The sequence below is a fragment of the Lactobacillus sp. X-49 genome, assembly GCF_057063645.1.
This window is the reverse complement of sequence record NZ_JBXSQM010000013.1, coordinates 38,127-55,854: the sequence shown is the minus strand read 5'-3', so window position 1 is coordinate 55,854 and position 17,728 is coordinate 38,127. Positions and strand designations below refer to the sequence as shown.

Sequence of the window (17,728 nt, the reverse complement as noted above, 5' to 3'; positions counted from 1 at the left end):
AGAGAAAGTACGGTGGCAAAAGCAAGAAGGAAACACCTGTAACCATGCCGAACACAGCAGTTAAGCTTCTTAACGCCGAGAGTAGTTGGTGGGAGACTGCCTGCGAGGGTAGGAAGCTGCCGTGCTTATGGAGGATTAGCTCAGCTGGGAGAGCATCTGCCTTACAAGCAGGAGGTCACAGGTTCGAGCCCTGTATCCTCCATACCGAGTCGTTAGCTCAGTCGGTAGAGCATCTGACTTTTAATCAGAGGGTCGACGGTTCAAGCCCGTCACGACTCATGACCCCATTTTGCGGGTGTGGCGGAATTGGCAGACGCGCTAGATTTAGGTTCTAGTGTTCTCGGACGTGTGGGTTCAAGTCCCACCACCCGTATTCGCCAATATTTATACCATATTTACATCATGCCGATTTAGCTCAGTTGGTAGAGCATCTGTCTTGTAAACAGGGGGTCGTACGTTCAAATCGTATAATCGGCATACATAGTTACGCGGAAGTAGTTCAGTGGTAGAACATCACCTTGCCATGGTGGGGGTCGCGGGTTCGAATCCCGTCTTCCGCTTTCATTACTTGCCGGGGTGGCGGAATTGGCAGACGCACGGGACTTAAAATCCCGCGGTTGGTTTCAACCGTACCGGTTCGACTCCGGTCCTCGGCATTTAATGATGCGCCCTTAGCGCAACTGGATAGAGTGTCTGACTACGAATCAGAAGGTTGAAGGTTCAAATCCTTCAGGGCGCATATTTACGGGAAGTGGCTCAGTTTGGTAGAGCACCTGGTTTGGGACCAGGGGGTCGCAGGTTCGAATCCTGTCTTCCCGATTTGTAATCTTTATATCTTATGGTTACATTTGTTGGCGGTGTAGCTCAGCTGGCTAGAGCGTCCGGTTCATACCCGGGAGGTCGAGGGTTCGATCCCCCCCGCCGCTATTCGCTAGAGCTTGGACCTTTAGCTCAGTTGGTTAGAGCAGACGGCTCATAACCGTCCTGTCGTAGGTTCGAGTCCTACAAGGTCCATAACCAATGTAGGTTTTGTACATTTATTTAATAATAACATCGCGGGATGGAGCAGTATGGTAGCTCGTCGGGCTCATAACCCGAAGGTCGGTGGTTCAAATCCACCTCCCGCAATATGGTCCATTGGAGCAGTGGTTTATCTCGTCTCCCTGTCACGGAGAAGATCATCAGTTCAAATCTGATATGGACCGTAAGATGGCTCGGTAGCTCAGTCGGTAGAGCAAAGGATTGAAGCTCCTTGTGTCGGCGGTTCGATTCCGTCCCGCGCCATTTTAGTTTAAGTGCGGGTATGGTTTAGTGGTAAAACGAAAGCCTTCCAAGCTTTAGTCGCGAGTCCGATTCTCGTTACCCGCTTTATAGGGGCCTATAGCTCAGCTGGTTAGAGCGCACGCCTGATAAGCGTGAGGTCGATGGTTCAAGTCCATTTAGGCCCATATATATTTATGGAGACTTACTCAAGTGGCTGAAGAGGCGCCCCTGCTAAGGGTGTAGATCGGGTTATTCCGGTGCGAGAGTTCGAATCCCTCAGTCTCCGTTAAGAACAAAAAAGACTATTAAGTTTATTCTTTAATAGTCTTTTTTTGTTCTTAATTTAATTCTTTGAGAAAGTAAGATAATTGTTTTTTATTCTAAAGTTTATTTCTAAGCTTATCTTTAGCTAACAATCTGTCTTTCATGTTGCCATTATTGCTTTATATCCCAACGACAGGTTGTATTTCAAATGTTTTCATTTTATCACAACAATATTGTAACTTAAGTTGCTTTTTTGTTTGTGCCTTTTTTTACACAATAATAATTTTGGCAAATTGCTAGTTTTGATTCTAAAACCTATTTTAACTTAGGAGATAAGGTATCCAGTTCAATGATCCTGTTGAAGTTAGTTATCAATATTCTGTGGTATAGCTATCGGGATATTAATCATTATCAGAAAAGTTAAAAAATTGAGGTTTTATATGTTATAAACTTTATAAGAGACGTTATTGCTACATTATTTTTATGTAAAATAAAAAAAGTTAACTTTTTTGTGAAAAACTCTTGCAAGATTCAAATTATTCCTGTATTATAAATAACGTTGTTGATTCAAAAAAGCAGTTAAGTGTTGAAATCAGGAATAAAAAGTAGTTGACAAATTCAGCTAAGTTAGGTATTATAATTAAGCGTCATGTGACGTTAATAATAACGAACATGACCCGTTGGTCAAGTGGTTAAGACATCGCCCTTTCACGGCGGTAACATGGGTTCAAATCCCGTACGGGTCATTACCATTAAGTTGGTACATTTACATTTGGAGGATTACCCAAGTGGCTTAAGGGGACGGTTTTGAAAACCGTTAGACGGTCTTGCCGTGCGTGGGTTCAAATCCCACATCCTCCTTTAATAACATCGCGGGATGGAGCAGTATGGTAGCTCGTCGGGCTCATAACCCGAAGGTCGGTGGTTCAAATCCACCTCCCGCAATATGGTCCATTGGAGCAGTGGTTTATCTCGTCTCCCTGTCACGGAGAAGATCATCAGTTCAAATCTGATATGGACCGTAAGATGGCTCGGTAGCTCAGTCGGTAGAGCAAAGGATTGAAGCTCCTTGTGTCGGCGGTTCGATTCCGTCCCGCGCCATCAGCCTGGAGGAGTAGCGAAGTGGCTAAACGCGGCGGTCTGTAAAACCGCTCTCTCTGAGTTCGGCGGTTCGAATCCACCCTCCTCCATAATAGGGATATCGTATAAAGGTAGTACATCGGTCTCCAAAACCGCTAGTGTGGGTTCAATTCCTACTATCCCTGTTTAACTTCATGGCGGAATTGGTGAAGGGGTTAACACACCGGTTTGTGGATCCGGCATACATGGGTTCGAATCCCATATTCCGCCCTAGCATTGGGATATAGCCAAGTGGTAAGGCACTAGACTTTGACTCTATTATGCGCTGGTTCGAATCCAGCTATCCCAATCTATTAATAAAATATTCAATGGCGGTGTAGCCAAGTGGTAAGGCAGAGGTCTGCAAAACCTTAATCGTCGGTTCAAATCCGATCCCCGCCTTAAGGTTCAGTCATTGAACTATTAGTTAATAATATTAGACGATGGCGGTGTGGCGGAATTGGCAGACGCGCCAGACTCAAAATCTGGTGTCCGTTTAGGACGTATCGGTTCGACCCCGATCACCGCTATTTTTAACAGCTCCATAGGGAGCTGTTTTTGTTTATAAATTTTTCTTTATAAAAATTGCACATGTTATGTGGAATCTTTATAATACCTTTATACGGAGGTATTCAAATGAATATTGGTATTTTTACCGATACATATTTTCCACAGATTAGTGGTGTGGCCACTTCTATCAAGACGCTGAAGGATTCCCTTGAAGAACAAGGCCATAATGTATTTATTTTTACAACAACTGATCCACACGTAGCTAAAGGGACAGTCGAGGCAAATGTTTTTCGTTTTAGTAGTATGCCATTTATTTCGTTTACAGATCGCCGAATTGCTTATCGAGGCTTTTTTGAGGCAACAAAAGTTGCCCGAGAGGTTAAACTGGATATCGTTCATACACAGACAGAATTTGCATTAGGAATGATTGGCAAATATGTTGCACACCAACTAAAAATTCCAGCAATTCATACATATCACACAATGTATGAAGATTATTTGCACTACGTGTTAAATGGTCATTTGTTGCGGCCTTACCATGTTAAGCAGTTTACGAATGTCTTTCTTAAAAGTATGGATGGTGTAATTGCTCCTAGTAAGCGCGTTGAGGAGCTTTTACGACGGTATAAAGTTGCTATTCCACTAAAAATTATTCCTACTGGAGTTGATATTAAAAGCCTTAATACGCCAGTTAACCGCAATGTTCGTCATGAATTGGGAATAGCGGACAATGCCCCCGTTTTATTAACGTTAAGCCGAATTGCTGGAGAAAAAAAGATTGACCGAATTTTAAATGTGATGCCAGAAATTATCGATGAATTTCCTCAGCTGCGTTTGGTGATTGCCGGAGATGGTCCTGATGTGGAAACTCTAAATGAACAAGTAGAACGATTAACGCTTGAGGATAATGTCATTTTTGCTGGAGATGTTTTACATGAAGATGTAGGTGCCTTTTATAAAATGGCCGATCTATTCATTTCGGCTAGTGATACAGAAACACAAGGTTTAACCTATATAGAAGCTTTGGCTGCTGGAACTAAATGTGTTGTTTATGATACAGATTACACAGAGCATGTGTTTGATGATAAGGATTTTGGACAGGTTTTTACACGTCCTGATCAAATGAGGGATGAGATATTGTCATATCTCAGGGAAGATCCCATAAAAATTCCAGAAAAGAAATTATCTAAAAAACTTGAACAAATTTCCGCCAAACGATTTGGAAGTGAGGTTCACCAATTTTATAAAGACGTAATTAAAAACTACCAAGTAAATCTCAAAGAGGATAGCAATGATTAGAATTAATATGTTTTCACAGGCTGCTTCTGTTAAAGGTCAAGGTGTGGGCTCTGCTTATAACGAACTTATTAGTCTGCTTAGAAAGCGCTTAGTGGATCAGTTTTATGTAACAAATAATAAGTATGGTGAGAGTGATTTGACTCATTATCACACGATTAATCCCACTTATTTCGTTAATAGTTTTTCACCCGCTCGTGGCCGCAAAATTGGTTACGTTCACTTTTTACCAGAAACACTTGAGGGTTCAGTTAAATTACCCTCATGTGCCAAGAATATTTTTTACAATTATGTGATTAATTTCTATAAACGAATGGATCAGATCGTTGTAGTTAATCCAATTTTTATTGATAAATTAGTCAAATATGGAATTAAACGTGAAAATGTTCAGTATATTCCCAATTTTGTTGCAAAAAGTGAATTTTATATTGAAAGCCAAGAAAAAAAGAATGCCTTTCGTCATCAATTAAAAATACCATTAGATAAATTTGTGGTTTTTGGTGATGGTCAAGTTCAGGAACGTAAAGGTGTTGATGACTTTGCTCGAATGGCTCAGGCCAATCCTGAAATGCAGTTTATTTGGGCTGGTGGATTTTCCTTTGGTAAAATTACTGACGGCTATGATCACTTTAAAAAATTGGTTGATCATCCGCCGAAGAACTTAAAGTTTACAGGGATTATTGATCGTGAACAATTGGTGGATTACTTAAATATTGCTGACCTCTTTGTCTTGCCATCATTTGATGAATTATTTCCAATGTCCGTTTTGGAAGCTTTTAGTTGCGGAACACCTGTCTTGCTTCGTGACCTTGAGTTATACAAAGCAATTATCAGCGGATATTATTTAAAGGGTAATGATTTTTCTGAGATGAACGCGCGATTGCGTCAGGTTGCCAATGATAAGACGCTTTTGAATAAATATAGTAATTTATCTAATATGGCTAGTGAGAAATATTCAGAAGATAATTTGGCTCGAATTTGGAGTAATTTTTATCATGAACAGTATGAACTTGGTCGCAAATTGGGACAGATTCGCTGATGAATAAAAAATATCTGTGGGGAATTATTATTGTCTTATCGATCAGTGCTGGGGTTTTATATTTTGATTTACGCAATATTCCAATTAGACAATTACAACATGTTGCTCAAAATATTAATCCAGTTGGTTTACTATTGGTATTTGGCCTGATGCTTGCTTCTTACTTGTTTGAAGCAACTACTTTAGCAGTTTTAGCAAAAAGTCAAAATGAACCGCAGCGTTCAAAGTGGGCATTTTTTAGAATTCCAATTATTCAAGCTTTATTTAATGCAATAACCCCAATGTCAACTGGTGGTCAACCGTCGCAATTAGCTGCAATGATCCAAATGGGTATTGAAGGCGGACGTGCTACCTCTTTATTAGTGATGAAGTTTATTATTTATCAGGTTGTGGTTTTTTTCGCTTATGTAGTGACTATTATTACTGGCTTTCAGATGGTAGCGACTAAATTTGCTGGGCTAGCCCTTTTAATTGCAATTGGTTTTTTAATTCATATTAGTTCTATTGCTTTTTTATTGGCAACACTTTTTGCGTATACGTGGACAAAAAAGGTTACCAATGTGTTAATGACTTTTTTGGCAAAATTTGTTGATGCTAAACGCGTCGCAAGTTGGCAAAAAAATGTTATGGCCAAAATTGATTCTTTTTATCAAGAAAGTCAAAAATTAAAAAAAGAAAAAAAGAAATTACTTTTGTGTTGTGGGTTGACGATATTACAGCTACTTTGCTTTTATTCAATTCCTTTCATGATTTTGGTAGCACTTAATATTTCAGCAGATTGGATCAATGTGACCCAAATGAATATTATGATTACTATGTTAATGGCAGTTGTCCCAATTCCAGGAGCATCGGGAGGAGCGGAATATAGCTTCCAAAAGCTTTTTGCAAGTTTTGTTAGTTCTAAAGAATCGCTAATTGTGGGAATGTTTCTTTGGCGATTTGTTACGTATTTTTTTGGAATGATTCTCGGGATTGGGGGATGGATTTTTAAACCCAAAAGGGTCGTAGATCAACAAAATGATTAATTTTCACTAAAATTACTAACCTTAATTTTACTTGATGTAGTATCTTAGCAAGATGGGGAGATAAAAGGATGACACGGACTAAGTCTTTTATACAATGGTTAACCAAAAACAAATTAGGCTTTTTTACCATTGTTTTAATATCATTTTGGATAAAATCTTACGTAATATACTTAACCAAATTTAATTTGGGTGCAGTCGGGTCAATGCAAAATTTCCTTTTATTACTTAATCCTCTTCCAACGGGAATACTTCTATTAGGAATAGGGCTGTTCTTTAAGGGACGTAAGTCATATTGGATTATTATTATAATTGATTTTTTGTTAAGTTTATGGCTATTTGCAAATATTTTGTATTATCGCGAATTTTCTAATTTTTTATCATTTTCAATTATTAAAACTTCTGGTTCAACAGCTGATAATTTAGGTAAGAGCATAGTGGGAATTACACATGCGACTGATTTTCTATCTTTTCTGGATGTTGTGGCAATTTTTGCTCTTTTATGTAGTAAGATTATCCACTACGATTTACGACCATTAAAAGTCAAGTTTAATTTGTTAGTCGAAAGTTTAGCTATAGTATTAATTGGAATTAACTTGTTGATGGCACAAAAAGATCGCTCAGGATTACTAACGAGAACTTTTGATAATAGTTATATTGTTAAGTACCTCGGTATTAACGAATATGCGGTATATGATAGTTTTAAAACAGCTCAAACTAGTGAACAAATGGCAAAGGCAAACGTTTCAGATTTGCGTTCAGTAAAAAAATACTTAAAAATAAACTACATTAAGCCAAATGCAGAATACACTGGAGTTGCAAAAGGTAAAAATGTTCTAGTTATTCACCTTGAAAGTTTTCAACAGTTTTTGATTGGCTATAAGTGGAAAGGTAAAGAAGTAACCCCTAATCTGAATAGATTATACCACTCCAAAAGTACGCTAAGTTTTGCAAATTTTTATAATCAAGTAGGGCAAGGTAAGACATCTGATGCTGAAATGATGTTGGAAAACTCGCTGTATGGTTTACAATCCGGCTCGGCTATGTCAAGTTATGGTACTTCTAATACGTTTGAAAGTGCTCCAGCGATTCTTCAACAAAAATCAGGTTATACAACAGCAGTAATGCATGGTGGTGCCGGTTCGTTTTGGAATCGTAATAATGCTTACAAGCAGTTTGGTTATCAATATTTTATGCCACTTTCATATTATGAAAATAAACCTAAATATTATATTGGTTACGGTTTAAAGGACAAAATTTTCTTTTCTCAATCAATTAAATATATAGAACGTTTACCACAACCTTTTTATCTTAAGCTGATTACTGTGACAAACCACTACCCATATGATTTAGATAAAAAGAATCAAACAATTACACGTACTGATACAGGTGATGAAACAGTTGATGGATATGTGCAAACCGCTCATTATTTGGATCAAGCAATTGGTGAACTTCTCAGTTGGTTAAAGAAAACGGGGCTTAATAAAAATACACTTCTGGTATTGTATGGTGATCATTATGGTATTTCAGGTAATCATCATAAGGCTAGTGCAGAATTACTAGGTCAAGATGAATTTAACAATTTTGATAATTTAAAGTTTCAACGTGTACCTTTGATGTTTCATATGAAGGGTTTGAAAGGAGGGATTAGTAAAACTTATGGTGGAGAAATAGATGTTTTACCAACGCTACTCAATTTATTAGGAATTAGTAATTACTCTACAATTCAATTTGGTCATGATTTACTTAGTTCTGAAGCCCCGCAAATAGTAGCTCAACGAAATGGTGATTTTATTACTCCGCAATATGCTAAAGTTGGCAGTGCCTATTTTTACACAAAAACAGGTGATGAAATTGTTGACCCTGATTCCAAATTAAAGAAAAAGTTAATTGCGCTTTCAAACAAAGTAACAACACAATTGTCTTTGTCAGATCGTGTAATTACTGGAAACTTGTTGCGTTTTTATAAACCCAAGTGGTTTAAACGGGTTAAATCGCATGATTATGATTATAATGAAGAAGTGGCGCTAAAAAATTTATATTCTAAAGATAAGACATCGCTGTGGTATCGTCACCATAAAAAAACGACACAAAAGATGTTTAAAACTAATGCACCAGAGTTAGAAAAATAAAACTCGAAATAATATATATTTTGTGTTAAAATTTATCAGTAATCGTATCTGTATATTGGAGGCAGCGTATTGTATAACTTATTTATGACGCTACTAATTATTGTTTCAATCTTAATTGTTATTGTGACAATGATGCAGCCGCAAAAGCAGCAAGATGCATTGAACGCCTTATCTGGCGGTGCAGTTTTTAGTGGTCAAACGAAAAAACGTGGTTTTGAGGCATTTATGGAAAAGGTGACAGCCGTTTTACTGGTTCTCTTTTTCGCTTTTGCTATTGTATTAGCTTATTTGTCTTCAAAGTAAGTTTCAGTTCCTCCCGATCAAGTGATGGGAGGACTTTTTTTATCTATTTATAAGAAATGGAGATTTAAGTGCATGGCACAAAATGAGAAAATTTTAGCTAATGTTTTAGAAATCTTTCGCCATAATCCTAAAAAACAATATCAAGTAGAACAAATTGAACGTCTTCTGCGACGTGATCGTTTAGGGGGATTCTCTGACATTGTTAAGGCTCTATCTTTTTTGGAACAGGAAAAGAAAATTATTACTGATGGTCATGGACACTATCAATTAGCTCAAGAAAATATCATTGTAGAAGGAACTTTTAAGGCTAATAGTAAGGGATTTGGCTTTGTTAAACTTGATGATGAGGATACAGATGATATTTTTATTTCAAGAGATTACACTAACTACGCAATTGATGGCGACCAAGTTAGAGTTAAAATTACAGCTGGGGGCAATCCTTGGAATGGTAAAGGTCCTGAAGGACAGGTTGAGGCAATTATCGAACACGGGCTTAAGACCTTAGTTGGTGAATTTTATGCTTTAACAGATGCTCAAGTTAAAGTTAGCCACTTCATTGGTTATGTTTCAAGTACGAATAAAAAATTAACTAATTATCGTGTGTACGTGGGTGAGAATGGTTTACATCCCCAACCAAAGGATATTGTTAAAGTAACAGTCAGCGATTATCCAAATGCAGATAATCCTGATGCGATGATGGGAGCAGTCATTGGAATTGTTGGTAATAAAAATATGCCCGGTGTTGACATTATGGCAATTGTTGCTGATCATGATGTTAAAACTGAATGGGATGAGGAAGCCCAATTACAAGCTAATGAAATTCCAGATCACGTTACTGAAAGTGAAATGGTTAACCGTGAAGATATTAGAAATCAACCAACAGTGACAATTGATGGGGATGATTCTAAAGATTTTGATGATGCGGTCGTTTTGTGGAAATTGCCTAACGGTAATTATCATCTTGGAGTACACATTGCTGATGTAGCACACTATGTTCGGGAAAATACACCACTTGACAAAGAAGCCTTTACACGGGGTAATAGTACTTATCTTGTTGACCGGGTAATTCCAATGTTACCGTTTCGACTATCTAATGGAATTTGTTCTTTAAACGAAGGTGTAGATCGGTTAGTTTTATCGTGTGAAATGGAAATCACATCAGAAGGTGACCGAGTAAATTATCAAATTCATCCGTCAGTTATGCGCTCACATGGCAGGATGACTTATAAGAATGTTAACAAGGTTTTGGACCCAGAAAACCACGAGGTACTGGAGAAAAAATATCAAGACCTTGCACCAATGTTGCAAGAAATGGCAGAATTACATAATGTGCTTTATCAAAAGAGACATCAACGTGGGGCAATCGATTTTGAGGAGCCAGAAGCTAAAATAGTTGTTGATAAGAATGGTAAACCCTTAGATATTGTTCTTCATGATCGGGGAACAGCTGAGAAAATGATTGAATCATTTATGTTGATGGCCAATGAAACGGTTGCTGAAGACTTTTATAAAAAGCATGTGCCATTTCTCTATCGTGTTCATGAAACGCCTGATGGTGAAAGAATTAAGAGCTTTTTTGAATTTTGTAGTGCATTTGGGCTGAATATTACAGCTGATCCTAACCATGTTAAACCAATTGACTTACAAAAAGTGGTTACTAAAACAATAGGTACACCAGAAGAAGCAGTTGTTCAAATGATGATGTTACGTAGTCTGAAACAAGCACATTATTCTGAAGAGCCACTTGGTCATTTTGGATTAGCAGCACAGTTTTATACACACTTTACTTCGCCAATTAGGCGTTATTCTGATTTAATGGTTCATCGAATGATACATTTTTACAGTGAACAAGGATTGAGTAAGGATGTTCAAGACCATTTTGCTAATTACTTGCCTGACGTCGCTGATCAAACTTCAACACAAGAACGGGTGTCAATTGATACTGAGCGTGAAGTTAATGATTTAAAAATGACCGAATATATGGCTGATCAGGTTGGTCAACATTTCGAGGCAGTGGTTTCTTCAGTGACAAGCTTTGGAATGTTTATACAGTTACCTAACACAGTTGAAGGTCTGATACATATTTCAAATTTAAACGATGATTTTTATAGTTTTAATGAAAAGAATATGACTTTGACGGGGCGGGGAACTCATAAGCAATATCACGTGGGGATGCCAATAAAAGTTACATTAATCAATGCCAATGTTGATCAACATCAGCTAGATTTTGAAATTTATGACCCTAATTCGTCCCAAAAGATACATTCAAAAAATGATCATGGGGGTAATAAACGTAAATTTAACAATGATCGTGGTCGGCGTAATAGCAATCGAAGCAATTTTCATCAAAATACTAATCATCCTCATTTTAGTAAATATAAGCATTAGGTTAGAAAATTGAAAAACGAAAAAAATGACAATTTAATTACTCAAAATAAAAAAGCACATCATGATTATTTCATTAAAGAAACGTTTGAAGCAGGGATAGCCTTAACTGGAACTGAAATTAAATCAGTACGAGCACGGCGGATCAACTTACGTGATGGTTATGTTCAAATTATTAGAGGTTCTGCCTTTTTAGAAAATGTACATATTAGTGAATATGAACAGGGGAATCGTTATAATCATGAACCGGTTCGGAGTAGACGGTTACTTTTACATAAAAAAGAGCTTACTCGTTTGGCAAAACAGCAGGCTGAACGTGGAATTGCAATCATTCCACTTAAAGTTTATTTGAAGCATGGTTTTGCTAAAGTATTAATTGGTGTGGGTCAAGGAAAGAAAAAATATGATAAGCGTGAGACCATCAAAAAGCGCGATCAAGAACGAGATTTACGAAGACAGTATAAGATTTAAAAAAAGGTTTGATTATATCTATAGTCAAACCTTTTTAATATATCAAATTTTGATCACATAATTATTTCTGTTAAAATGGAGGTAAACAAATTAATTGTGAAAAATTTAGCTAAGTGTATTGATTACATTTTTAATTTTGCGTATTATTAAAATAGATATATTTAGTATAATAGATTGATACACTATCACTTAGAATTAACTTTTTTGGGTAGCACGGCAGAAATCTAAGATCTGCTAACGTGTAAGGAATTGAGGCAAAATGAAATTTAATGACGTTTATAATCATGAACGAGTAACGCGAAAGTTTACTAATCGTAAAGTTAATGAAAAAATGATTGCTCAAATAGTTGAGCGGGCACAACAATCACCATCACTGCTTAACTCTCAACCTTGGAAGGCATATACATTGACTGGTAATGCCCTCAGTGGCTTAAAGAAAGAAGTAAAAAAACAGCTTGATTTAAAAGTTGAACCACATGAAGATTTTGCGCGAATGCTATCACTTAATTGGGATCCATATCCTAGTCAAAATATGGCAGCTTTAGGAGCATCACAACCATACTTTTTTAATAATAAAATGGATTTATTTACTGATGCTAATAATACTATGTTTAATGCTCAGGATGTTGTATTTGTTACTATTCCTAAGGCGTCTCCTGTCTGGTCGGTTTATGATTTGGGAATTTTCTCGCAGAGTATAATGTTGTTGGCAATTAATGAAGGATTATCTGTTATGCCAGCACATTCAATGGTATCGTATCCAGAATTAGTTCGTAAGTATGGTCATATTTCCGAAGATGAGTTAATTGGAATGGCTATTGGATTAGGATATAAAGATAATACTGCTGAAGTAAATGATGATAAATATATTCCTGCTCGATTGCCATTTGAGGAAATTTATAAATTGGTTAAGTAGTTTGAGGATTTTTTATAAAAACAGGGGTATTGATGTTAAGATATATGGTAGAAGTTTTATTAAAAGGTGATATAAATTTTGAACAATACCCGTATAGTTATTAATTTGATAGCTACTTTAGTCATTTTTGCTTTTGCAGCGTTTTTTGTGGCAGCTGAGTTTGCTTTGGTTCAAACCAGATCAAGTCAGCTTGAGGATATGCTAGCAAATAACGAGGGCAACCGTCGTAAAATTAAGCGTGCATTGCACATGACCCATAATTTGAATGAATATTTATCGACAACGCAGGTCGGTACAACTTTAGTGGGAGTTGTTTTAGGGTGGTTTTCTGCAGATACATTTGCGACACTTTTTGAAAGACTATTAAATTTGACGCAGGTAAATTATTCGATTTTACGGTCTATCAGTGCAATCTTAGGTCTAATTTTGCTAACCTATTTAGAAGTTGTTATCACTGAGATAGTACCTAAAAATATTGCTATTGATATGCCGGTTAAGATTTTACTTGGAATTACCTCACCACTACAATTTTTTCATACTTTGGTTTATCCATTTGTTTGGCTTCTTAATATAAGCTCTAATGGTTTATTAAAAATATTAGGTTTTGAGCCTGCTGATGAAGAAAATCAAATTTATTCACAATCTGAAATTATTAAATTATCACGCAAGGCTGTTCATGGTGGATCACTGGATAAAAATGATCTTACTTATATGACAAGAGCATTTGAATTTAACGATAAAATAGCTAAAGATATTATGACAGATCGTACAAGAATCTTAGCGATCAATTCGACTGAATCAATTAAACATGCTTTAAACATGTATTTAAATGATGGCTTTAGTAGATTACCGGTTGTTCGTGAAAACAATAAAGACGATGTTGTGGGTTATATTTATGCTTTTGATGTCATTCAGCAGAGTCAAGTTGATGCTCAAGTCCCAGTGACTAGAATTATACGAACCATGATCACTGTTCCAGAATCGATGCCTATTCAGGATATTTTGCATTTGATGATTAAAAAGCATACCCCAATTGTTCTAGTCGTTGATGAGTACGGGGGGACAAGTGGAATTGTAACAGATAAAGATATCTATGAAGAACTGTTTGGAACGGTTAAGGATGAAATTGATGACGTTTCTGACGATTATATTATTAAGGATAAAGATGGCAACATTCATATTTCTGGTAAAACAACTCTATACGATTTTGCACGTTACTTTAGAAGTGATTTAAAGAGATTCCAAGATAGTGATATTATTACTCTTGGTGGTTATATGATGGAGCATTATCCCGATTTAAAAGAAAATGAAACTGTTGAATTTGATAATTTTGAGTTTAAGTTAGAGAAACGTGAACAGGGATTTATGAATTGGTTTATCGTTAAACAATTAAAGCTTAACCAAACAGATCAGTTTACTTAAAATAAAAAGTAGATTGATATAAGTCTACAAGTCAATAATAAACGTGGCAAATGTCAAGGCTAATTCTAGCGCATGATAAACGCACAGTTATGTACACCTTTCTAAAGATTTCGTGCCATAAGCACCCTTTTCTTTCAAGTAAAACAGCTGATTGCCCTCAAAACAATTTGCTATCAATTCAACTTTAATTATAGCAAAAGCATTGAGTTTACCGAAACTTTGCATACAACATAGAGTATTATATGAAATATTTATTGCAGCTAAAACCCACTTTTTAAATTTTGTTGAATAGAATATACTGCATAATAAAATGTTTATCTATTAAATTTAATTAAAAGCCAAAATATAAACTTGCTTAATTTGGTATTTTATCTTTTCCTGCAACTAAATGATTGAATCAGTCAGTACAAGATGTTGAAGGTATCGGTCAGTTCGTTAATTGGAGGTAATTAGCCGATGCAATTAAGTGTATTCAAAAATAAATATCTTAGCCCATGGTTTAATACAGGTTATAAAAAATTATCAAGGTGTTGAATGAACTTGAATCTTATTTAACAGATATTTGATTTGGGCAAATTTTTAAAATATATTCTGAAGATTGAAAGAACGCTGGATATCAATCTGAGCGTTTTTTTGTGTAATGAATTTTTTTCGAGACTTGTAGCAGCTTTGGCAACTGTAGGTTGTCAGTTACGCATCACAAATTTGCTTGGCAAAAAGGAGGGTTAGGAGATAATTAAGCTAACAAATTTGAAAGGATGATTGTGATGGAAAATATTTTTGTTGAGCAATTAAATAAATTGAGACGCAAACAAAGATTATCCCAAAATGATTTGGCGCAAAAATTGTACGTTTCGCGGCAATCCGTTTCTAAGTGGGAGTTAGGAGAAACTGAACCGGATATTACTAAGCTGATTAACTTAGCCGAGATATTTGGTGTATCACTGGATTATTTATTGGCAGGTGTATCAACTAAACGGGATCTTTTGTTGAAAGTTACTGATTTGCATAAGTCATTTGCCTATCCGGTATTAAGGAAGGTTAACTTAACGATTGCAACGAGAGATCGTATTGCATTGTTGGGCAGTAATGGTGCGGGCAAATCAACCTTAATTAAAATAATTACCCAATTGTTGCAGCCAGACAGTGGTAAGGTTGAATTGTTTTATGATCCCAAGACCGATTTAAGCATTATGCCTCAGGAAAATGTTTTGATTGACACGCTAAAGGTATCCGAACAGCTGCAATTAGAAGCCGCAATCGATCAGGTTTATGATGAGTGGAAGATTGATGCACTACTCGAAAAATTTAATCTTAAGCAGCAGGCTAAACTTGCTATTAAAAAGCTATCTGGTGGTCAAAAACGCAGATTACTTCTTTTGTTAACTTTGATTAAGCCGAGTAAGTTTTTTATATTCGATGAGCCGACAGCTGGAATGGATTTAAAAACAATCGATTTTTTTTGGCAGCAGCTGGATCATATTAACAGCACGGTTTTAACGACAACTCATGATTTTAACCAGATTGATAAGTATTTTTCTCGAGTTGTGTTGCTCAAAGATGGGCAAATTGCTCAGAATGTCAATGTTGATGAAATTCACCAGCATCATCAGACAATTGAACAGTGGTACCGGCATTTTAACGATGGCAAGGAGACTAATAATGATTAAATGGCTACAATTAAAAAATATTTTGCACAATCCTCGCTTCATAGTGTTTACAATTATTATTCCGATTTGCTGGTATATATTGATGCTGAATGCAATTCCTTCTTACACTGGTATCAATTATGCAATTTTCTTAATTGCCTGTTTGTGGGGGATTGTCGGCAACTCAGTTGTAACTTTTGGCAAAAGAATCAATACGGGCAAGCAGTATTATGCATTAAAAGATAAAACATCATTTTATTCCCTGGGACATTATTTGTTTGATCAGGTATTGCTGCAATTAATTCTGAATCTAATTATCATTATGGCGAATATTATTATCGGTGTTGGCTGCTCTAAGATAAAATTTGATGATAAATTGATTATTTGTATGCTGCTATTAAGCAGCGCTGGTATTTACAGTAGTGTGATCGGCTTTACATTAGGAATGCTCTTGCAAGAAGACACGCTTGATGAGTTAACTTTTTTCTTAATGCTAATTATGATGATGGTGATTAGTCCCTTTGAATTATTTAAACAAGATACTTTCACTAAATGGCTCACTAACTTGCAAAAAATGTTTCCCTTTCACTATATCTTTAGTGCAGTCAATGATTTGTTAACTAGACAATCCTTTGTTAAGGATTTAGCCTTGCTATGTTTAACATTTGTTGTCACACTAATTCCGTGGTTAATAATTATTTGGTGGAAAGATAAAAAGGGTACAATAAGTGCTTTTTAATAAATCACATGATTATGTTAAGTACTCTTGTTATCAACAATTTATATTGTAAATGTTAACAAACTTGTCGCTTATAGGCTACGCGAGGTTGTTAATTTTATCCGTGACTATAATGACTTAAACTTGAAAACTAAAAATCACCGCGAAAGAGAGTGGTTTCTAGCTTTTTTGTACAAAAATAAAGATGAGGGTGCAATACTTAATATTTTAAATTTACCCTCTTTATGTGGTATTGAAGATCCCAATTTGCGGCAACTAAAAAATAATCTTATTCTTGAGTATATAAATATCAGGCAGAAAGTGATCATGAACGAATTAAGGAGCGCCAACGTCAAGGTATCGAAATAGATAGCTAAAGCAGAAGGTCGCTATCATGGGCGTAAGCCTAAATATTCTAAAGATAGTCCACAATTGCAACACGTTTTTAGACTTTATAAGAGTGATATGACCGACACCAGAGTAGTAAAATTAACTGGTATCAATCGCGCAACTTTCATACGATATAGAAAAAAATTGAAATCGTTTATTAATCTTTCTATTATCACAAGGCGATAGAAAAAGCAGGCTTTTGGTGTTCATTTCAAAAGTACTACTTTCAAATAATTTATTTACTTCTCCAATATAATCTACCGTCATCCGTTCTATTCAAAAAGTTATATTCTATTAAATCACGTCTTCTTGTAACATAATTATCTATAAGTCCCATTAAAATGAGATTTACATCCTGTTCAGAGTATTTCTTTTCAGGCTCAAATTTAGTCGCTAAATAAGATAAGACAAGTAATCGATTTTTTTCTTTTCCCGGCCAAATTTTCACTCTACCTCTAGAATCGACGTACTTATCTAATGTAATGTTATGCTCCATTAACTCTTACTGCCTTTCTATTTAACAAATAGCTTATTCCAAATAAAACTATCCCTAAAGTTGCTAAAAAAATTTAAGCACTACCAATTCCAAAATTATCTGATATATAACCATTAATTGACAAAACAATTACAGAAACACCCGCATCAAGTGTATTACTGACTGAAATTATTGTTGCCCTATTAGATTCCATTGTAATACTTTGTTGTAGTATTGTCTCTTGAAGAATTTGTTCAATACTACCGAATATAGTATTGAGCAAAAAGAAAAATTTTGATAAGTTTAAATCTTTAATTAAACAATAAAAACAACTTAGAAATCAAGGACTTGGAC

12 protein-coding genes, 27 tRNA genes, 1 rRNA gene and 1 pseudogene are annotated in these 17,728 nt (G+C 35.8%); 40 read left to right on the top strand and 1 reads right to left on the bottom strand.

What is annotated here, in order from left to right; all coding sequences use genetic code 11:
• Window positions 1-8: 8 nt before the first annotated feature.
• The 40 genes and pseudogenes from rrf to ACYIAQ_RS07040 all read left to right on the top strand — a co-directional run.
• Window positions 9-125, top strand: a 5S ribosomal RNA gene (rrf, locus tag ACYIAQ_RS07235).
• Between the two features lie 4 nt (window positions 126-129).
• Window positions 130-202, top strand: a tRNA-Val gene (locus ACYIAQ_RS07230).
• Window positions 203-206: 4 nt separating this feature from the next.
• A tRNA-Lys gene (locus tag ACYIAQ_RS07225) sits at window positions 207-279 on the top strand.
• Between the two features lie 12 nt (window positions 280-291).
• A tRNA-Leu gene (locus ACYIAQ_RS07220) sits at window positions 292-373 on the top strand.
• A gap of 31 nt (window positions 374-404) precedes the next feature.
• Window positions 405-477 (top strand) — tRNA-Thr (locus ACYIAQ_RS07215).
• 11 nt (window positions 478-488) lie between these two features.
• Window positions 489-560, top strand: a tRNA-Gly gene (locus tag ACYIAQ_RS07210).
• A 10-nt stretch (window positions 561-570) separates the two neighbouring features.
• A tRNA-Leu gene (locus tag ACYIAQ_RS07205) sits at window positions 571-656 on the top strand.
• Between the two features lie 9 nt (window positions 657-665).
• Window positions 666-739: transfer RNA gene (locus ACYIAQ_RS07200), tRNA-Arg, on the top strand.
• Between the two features lie 6 nt (window positions 740-745).
• Window positions 746-819 (top strand) — tRNA-Pro (locus ACYIAQ_RS07195).
• A gap of 34 nt (window positions 820-853) precedes the next feature.
• A tRNA-Met gene (locus tag ACYIAQ_RS07190) sits at window positions 854-927 on the top strand.
• A gap of 13 nt (window positions 928-940) precedes the next feature.
• Window positions 941-1,014 (top strand) — tRNA-Ile (locus ACYIAQ_RS07185).
• Between the two features lie 40 nt (window positions 1,015-1,054).
• Window positions 1,055-1,128: transfer RNA gene (locus tag ACYIAQ_RS07180), tRNA-Met, on the top strand.
• A gap of 3 nt (window positions 1,129-1,131) precedes the next feature.
• Window positions 1,132-1,205: transfer RNA gene (locus tag ACYIAQ_RS07175), tRNA-Asp, on the top strand.
• Between the two features lie 6 nt (window positions 1,206-1,211).
• Window positions 1,212-1,284, top strand: a tRNA-Phe gene (locus ACYIAQ_RS07170).
• Window positions 1,285-1,297: 13 nt separating this feature from the next.
• Window positions 1,298-1,368 (top strand) — tRNA-Gly (locus ACYIAQ_RS07165).
• 6 nt (window positions 1,369-1,374) lie between these two features.
• A tRNA-Ile gene (locus ACYIAQ_RS07160) sits at window positions 1,375-1,448 on the top strand.
• 11 nt (window positions 1,449-1,459) lie between these two features.
• Window positions 1,460-1,549: transfer RNA gene (locus tag ACYIAQ_RS07155), tRNA-Ser, on the top strand.
• 652 nt (window positions 1,550-2,201) lie between these two features.
• A tRNA-Glu gene (locus ACYIAQ_RS07150) sits at window positions 2,202-2,273 on the top strand.
• A gap of 28 nt (window positions 2,274-2,301) precedes the next feature.
• A tRNA-Ser gene (locus ACYIAQ_RS07145) sits at window positions 2,302-2,388 on the top strand.
• A 10-nt stretch (window positions 2,389-2,398) separates the two neighbouring features.
• A tRNA-Met gene (locus tag ACYIAQ_RS07140) sits at window positions 2,399-2,472 on the top strand.
• A 3-nt stretch (window positions 2,473-2,475) separates the two neighbouring features.
• Window positions 2,476-2,549, top strand: a tRNA-Asp gene (locus ACYIAQ_RS07135).
• A 6-nt stretch (window positions 2,550-2,555) separates the two neighbouring features.
• A tRNA-Phe gene (locus tag ACYIAQ_RS07130) sits at window positions 2,556-2,628 on the top strand.
• Window positions 2,629-2,635: 7 nt separating this feature from the next.
• Window positions 2,636-2,717, top strand: a tRNA-Tyr gene (locus ACYIAQ_RS07125).
• A 4-nt stretch (window positions 2,718-2,721) separates the two neighbouring features.
• Window positions 2,722-2,792: transfer RNA gene (locus ACYIAQ_RS07120), tRNA-Trp, on the top strand.
• 12 nt (window positions 2,793-2,804) lie between these two features.
• Window positions 2,805-2,877: transfer RNA gene (locus tag ACYIAQ_RS07115), tRNA-His, on the top strand.
• A gap of 7 nt (window positions 2,878-2,884) precedes the next feature.
• Window positions 2,885-2,956: transfer RNA gene (locus tag ACYIAQ_RS07110), tRNA-Gln, on the top strand.
• A gap of 21 nt (window positions 2,957-2,977) precedes the next feature.
• Window positions 2,978-3,048, top strand: a tRNA-Cys gene (locus ACYIAQ_RS07105).
• 43 nt (window positions 3,049-3,091) lie between these two features.
• Window positions 3,092-3,176 (top strand) — tRNA-Leu (locus ACYIAQ_RS07100).
• 106 nt (window positions 3,177-3,282) lie between these two features.
• Window positions 3,283-4,455, top strand: coding sequence for a glycosyltransferase family 4 protein (locus ACYIAQ_RS07095; protein ID WP_483563136.1), 1,173 nt, complete (start codon window positions 3,283-3,285; stop codon window positions 4,453-4,455).
• Window positions 4,448-5,491, top strand: coding sequence for a glycosyltransferase family 4 protein (locus tag ACYIAQ_RS07090; RefSeq protein WP_483563137.1), 1,044 nt, complete (start codon window positions 4,448-4,450; stop codon window positions 5,489-5,491). Before ACYIAQ_RS07095 ends, ACYIAQ_RS07090 begins: the two co-directional genes overlap by 8 nt.
• Complete coding sequence (locus ACYIAQ_RS07085) at window positions 5,491-6,516, top strand: lysylphosphatidylglycerol synthase transmembrane domain-containing protein (protein WP_483563138.1); 1,026 nt, start codon at window positions 5,491-5,493, stop codon at window positions 6,514-6,516. The genes ACYIAQ_RS07090 and ACYIAQ_RS07085 overlap by 1 nt, the downstream gene beginning before the upstream one ends.
• A gap of 68 nt (window positions 6,517-6,584) precedes the next feature.
• Window positions 6,585-8,645 (top strand): LTA synthase family protein, encoded by a 2,061-nt coding sequence (locus tag ACYIAQ_RS07080; protein WP_483563139.1) that lies wholly within the window; start codon window positions 6,585-6,587, stop codon window positions 8,643-8,645.
• 69 nt (window positions 8,646-8,714) lie between these two features.
• Window positions 8,715-8,948: a preprotein translocase subunit SecG gene (secG, locus tag ACYIAQ_RS07075; RefSeq protein ID WP_122017834.1), complete on the top strand. Its 234-nt coding sequence runs from the start codon at window positions 8,715-8,717 to the stop codon at window positions 8,946-8,948.
• 72 nt (window positions 8,949-9,020) lie between these two features.
• Complete coding sequence (rnr, locus tag ACYIAQ_RS07070; protein ID WP_483563140.1) at window positions 9,021-11,336, top strand: ribonuclease R; 2,316 nt, start codon at window positions 9,021-9,023, stop codon at window positions 11,334-11,336.
• A 9-nt stretch (window positions 11,337-11,345) separates the two neighbouring features.
• On the top strand, window positions 11,346-11,804 hold the full coding sequence (gene smpB / locus ACYIAQ_RS07065; RefSeq protein ID WP_122017836.1) for an SsrA-binding protein SmpB: 459 nt from the start codon (window positions 11,346-11,348) through the stop codon (window positions 11,802-11,804).
• Between the two features lie 259 nt (window positions 11,805-12,063).
• Window positions 12,064-12,720 carry a nitroreductase gene (locus ACYIAQ_RS07060; protein WP_483563141.1) on the top strand — a complete coding sequence of 219 codons (657 nt, stop codon included), beginning with the start codon at window positions 12,064-12,066 and terminating at the stop codon, window positions 12,718-12,720.
• A 78-nt stretch (window positions 12,721-12,798) separates the two neighbouring features.
• Window positions 12,799-14,142: a hemolysin family protein gene (locus ACYIAQ_RS07055; protein ID WP_483563142.1), complete on the top strand. Its 1,344-nt coding sequence runs from the start codon at window positions 12,799-12,801 to the stop codon at window positions 14,140-14,142.
• A 767-nt stretch (window positions 14,143-14,909) separates the two neighbouring features.
• The gene (locus ACYIAQ_RS07050; protein ID WP_483563143.1) at window positions 14,910-15,812 is read left to right on the top strand and encodes an ATP-binding cassette domain-containing protein; all 903 of its coding nucleotides are present in this window, start codon (window positions 14,910-14,912) and stop codon (window positions 15,810-15,812) included.
• Window positions 15,805-16,530 carry an ABC transporter permease gene (locus ACYIAQ_RS07045; protein WP_122017839.1) on the top strand — a complete coding sequence of 242 codons (726 nt, stop codon included), beginning with the start codon at window positions 15,805-15,807 and terminating at the stop codon, window positions 16,528-16,530. The genes ACYIAQ_RS07050 and ACYIAQ_RS07045 overlap by 8 nt, the downstream gene beginning before the upstream one ends.
• A gap of 180 nt (window positions 16,531-16,710) precedes the next feature.
• Window positions 16,711-17,085: pseudogene (locus ACYIAQ_RS07040) on the top strand (helix-turn-helix domain-containing protein); the annotation flags it as partial.
• Window positions 17,086-17,134: 49 nt separating this feature from the next.
• Here the strand turns inward: ACYIAQ_RS07040 and ACYIAQ_RS07035 are convergent.
• Entirely contained in the window at window positions 17,135-17,347 is a 213-nt protein-coding gene (locus tag ACYIAQ_RS07035) for a DUF2087 domain-containing protein (RefSeq protein WP_158592467.1), read from the bottom strand.
• Window positions 17,348-17,728: the final 381 nt, after the last annotated feature.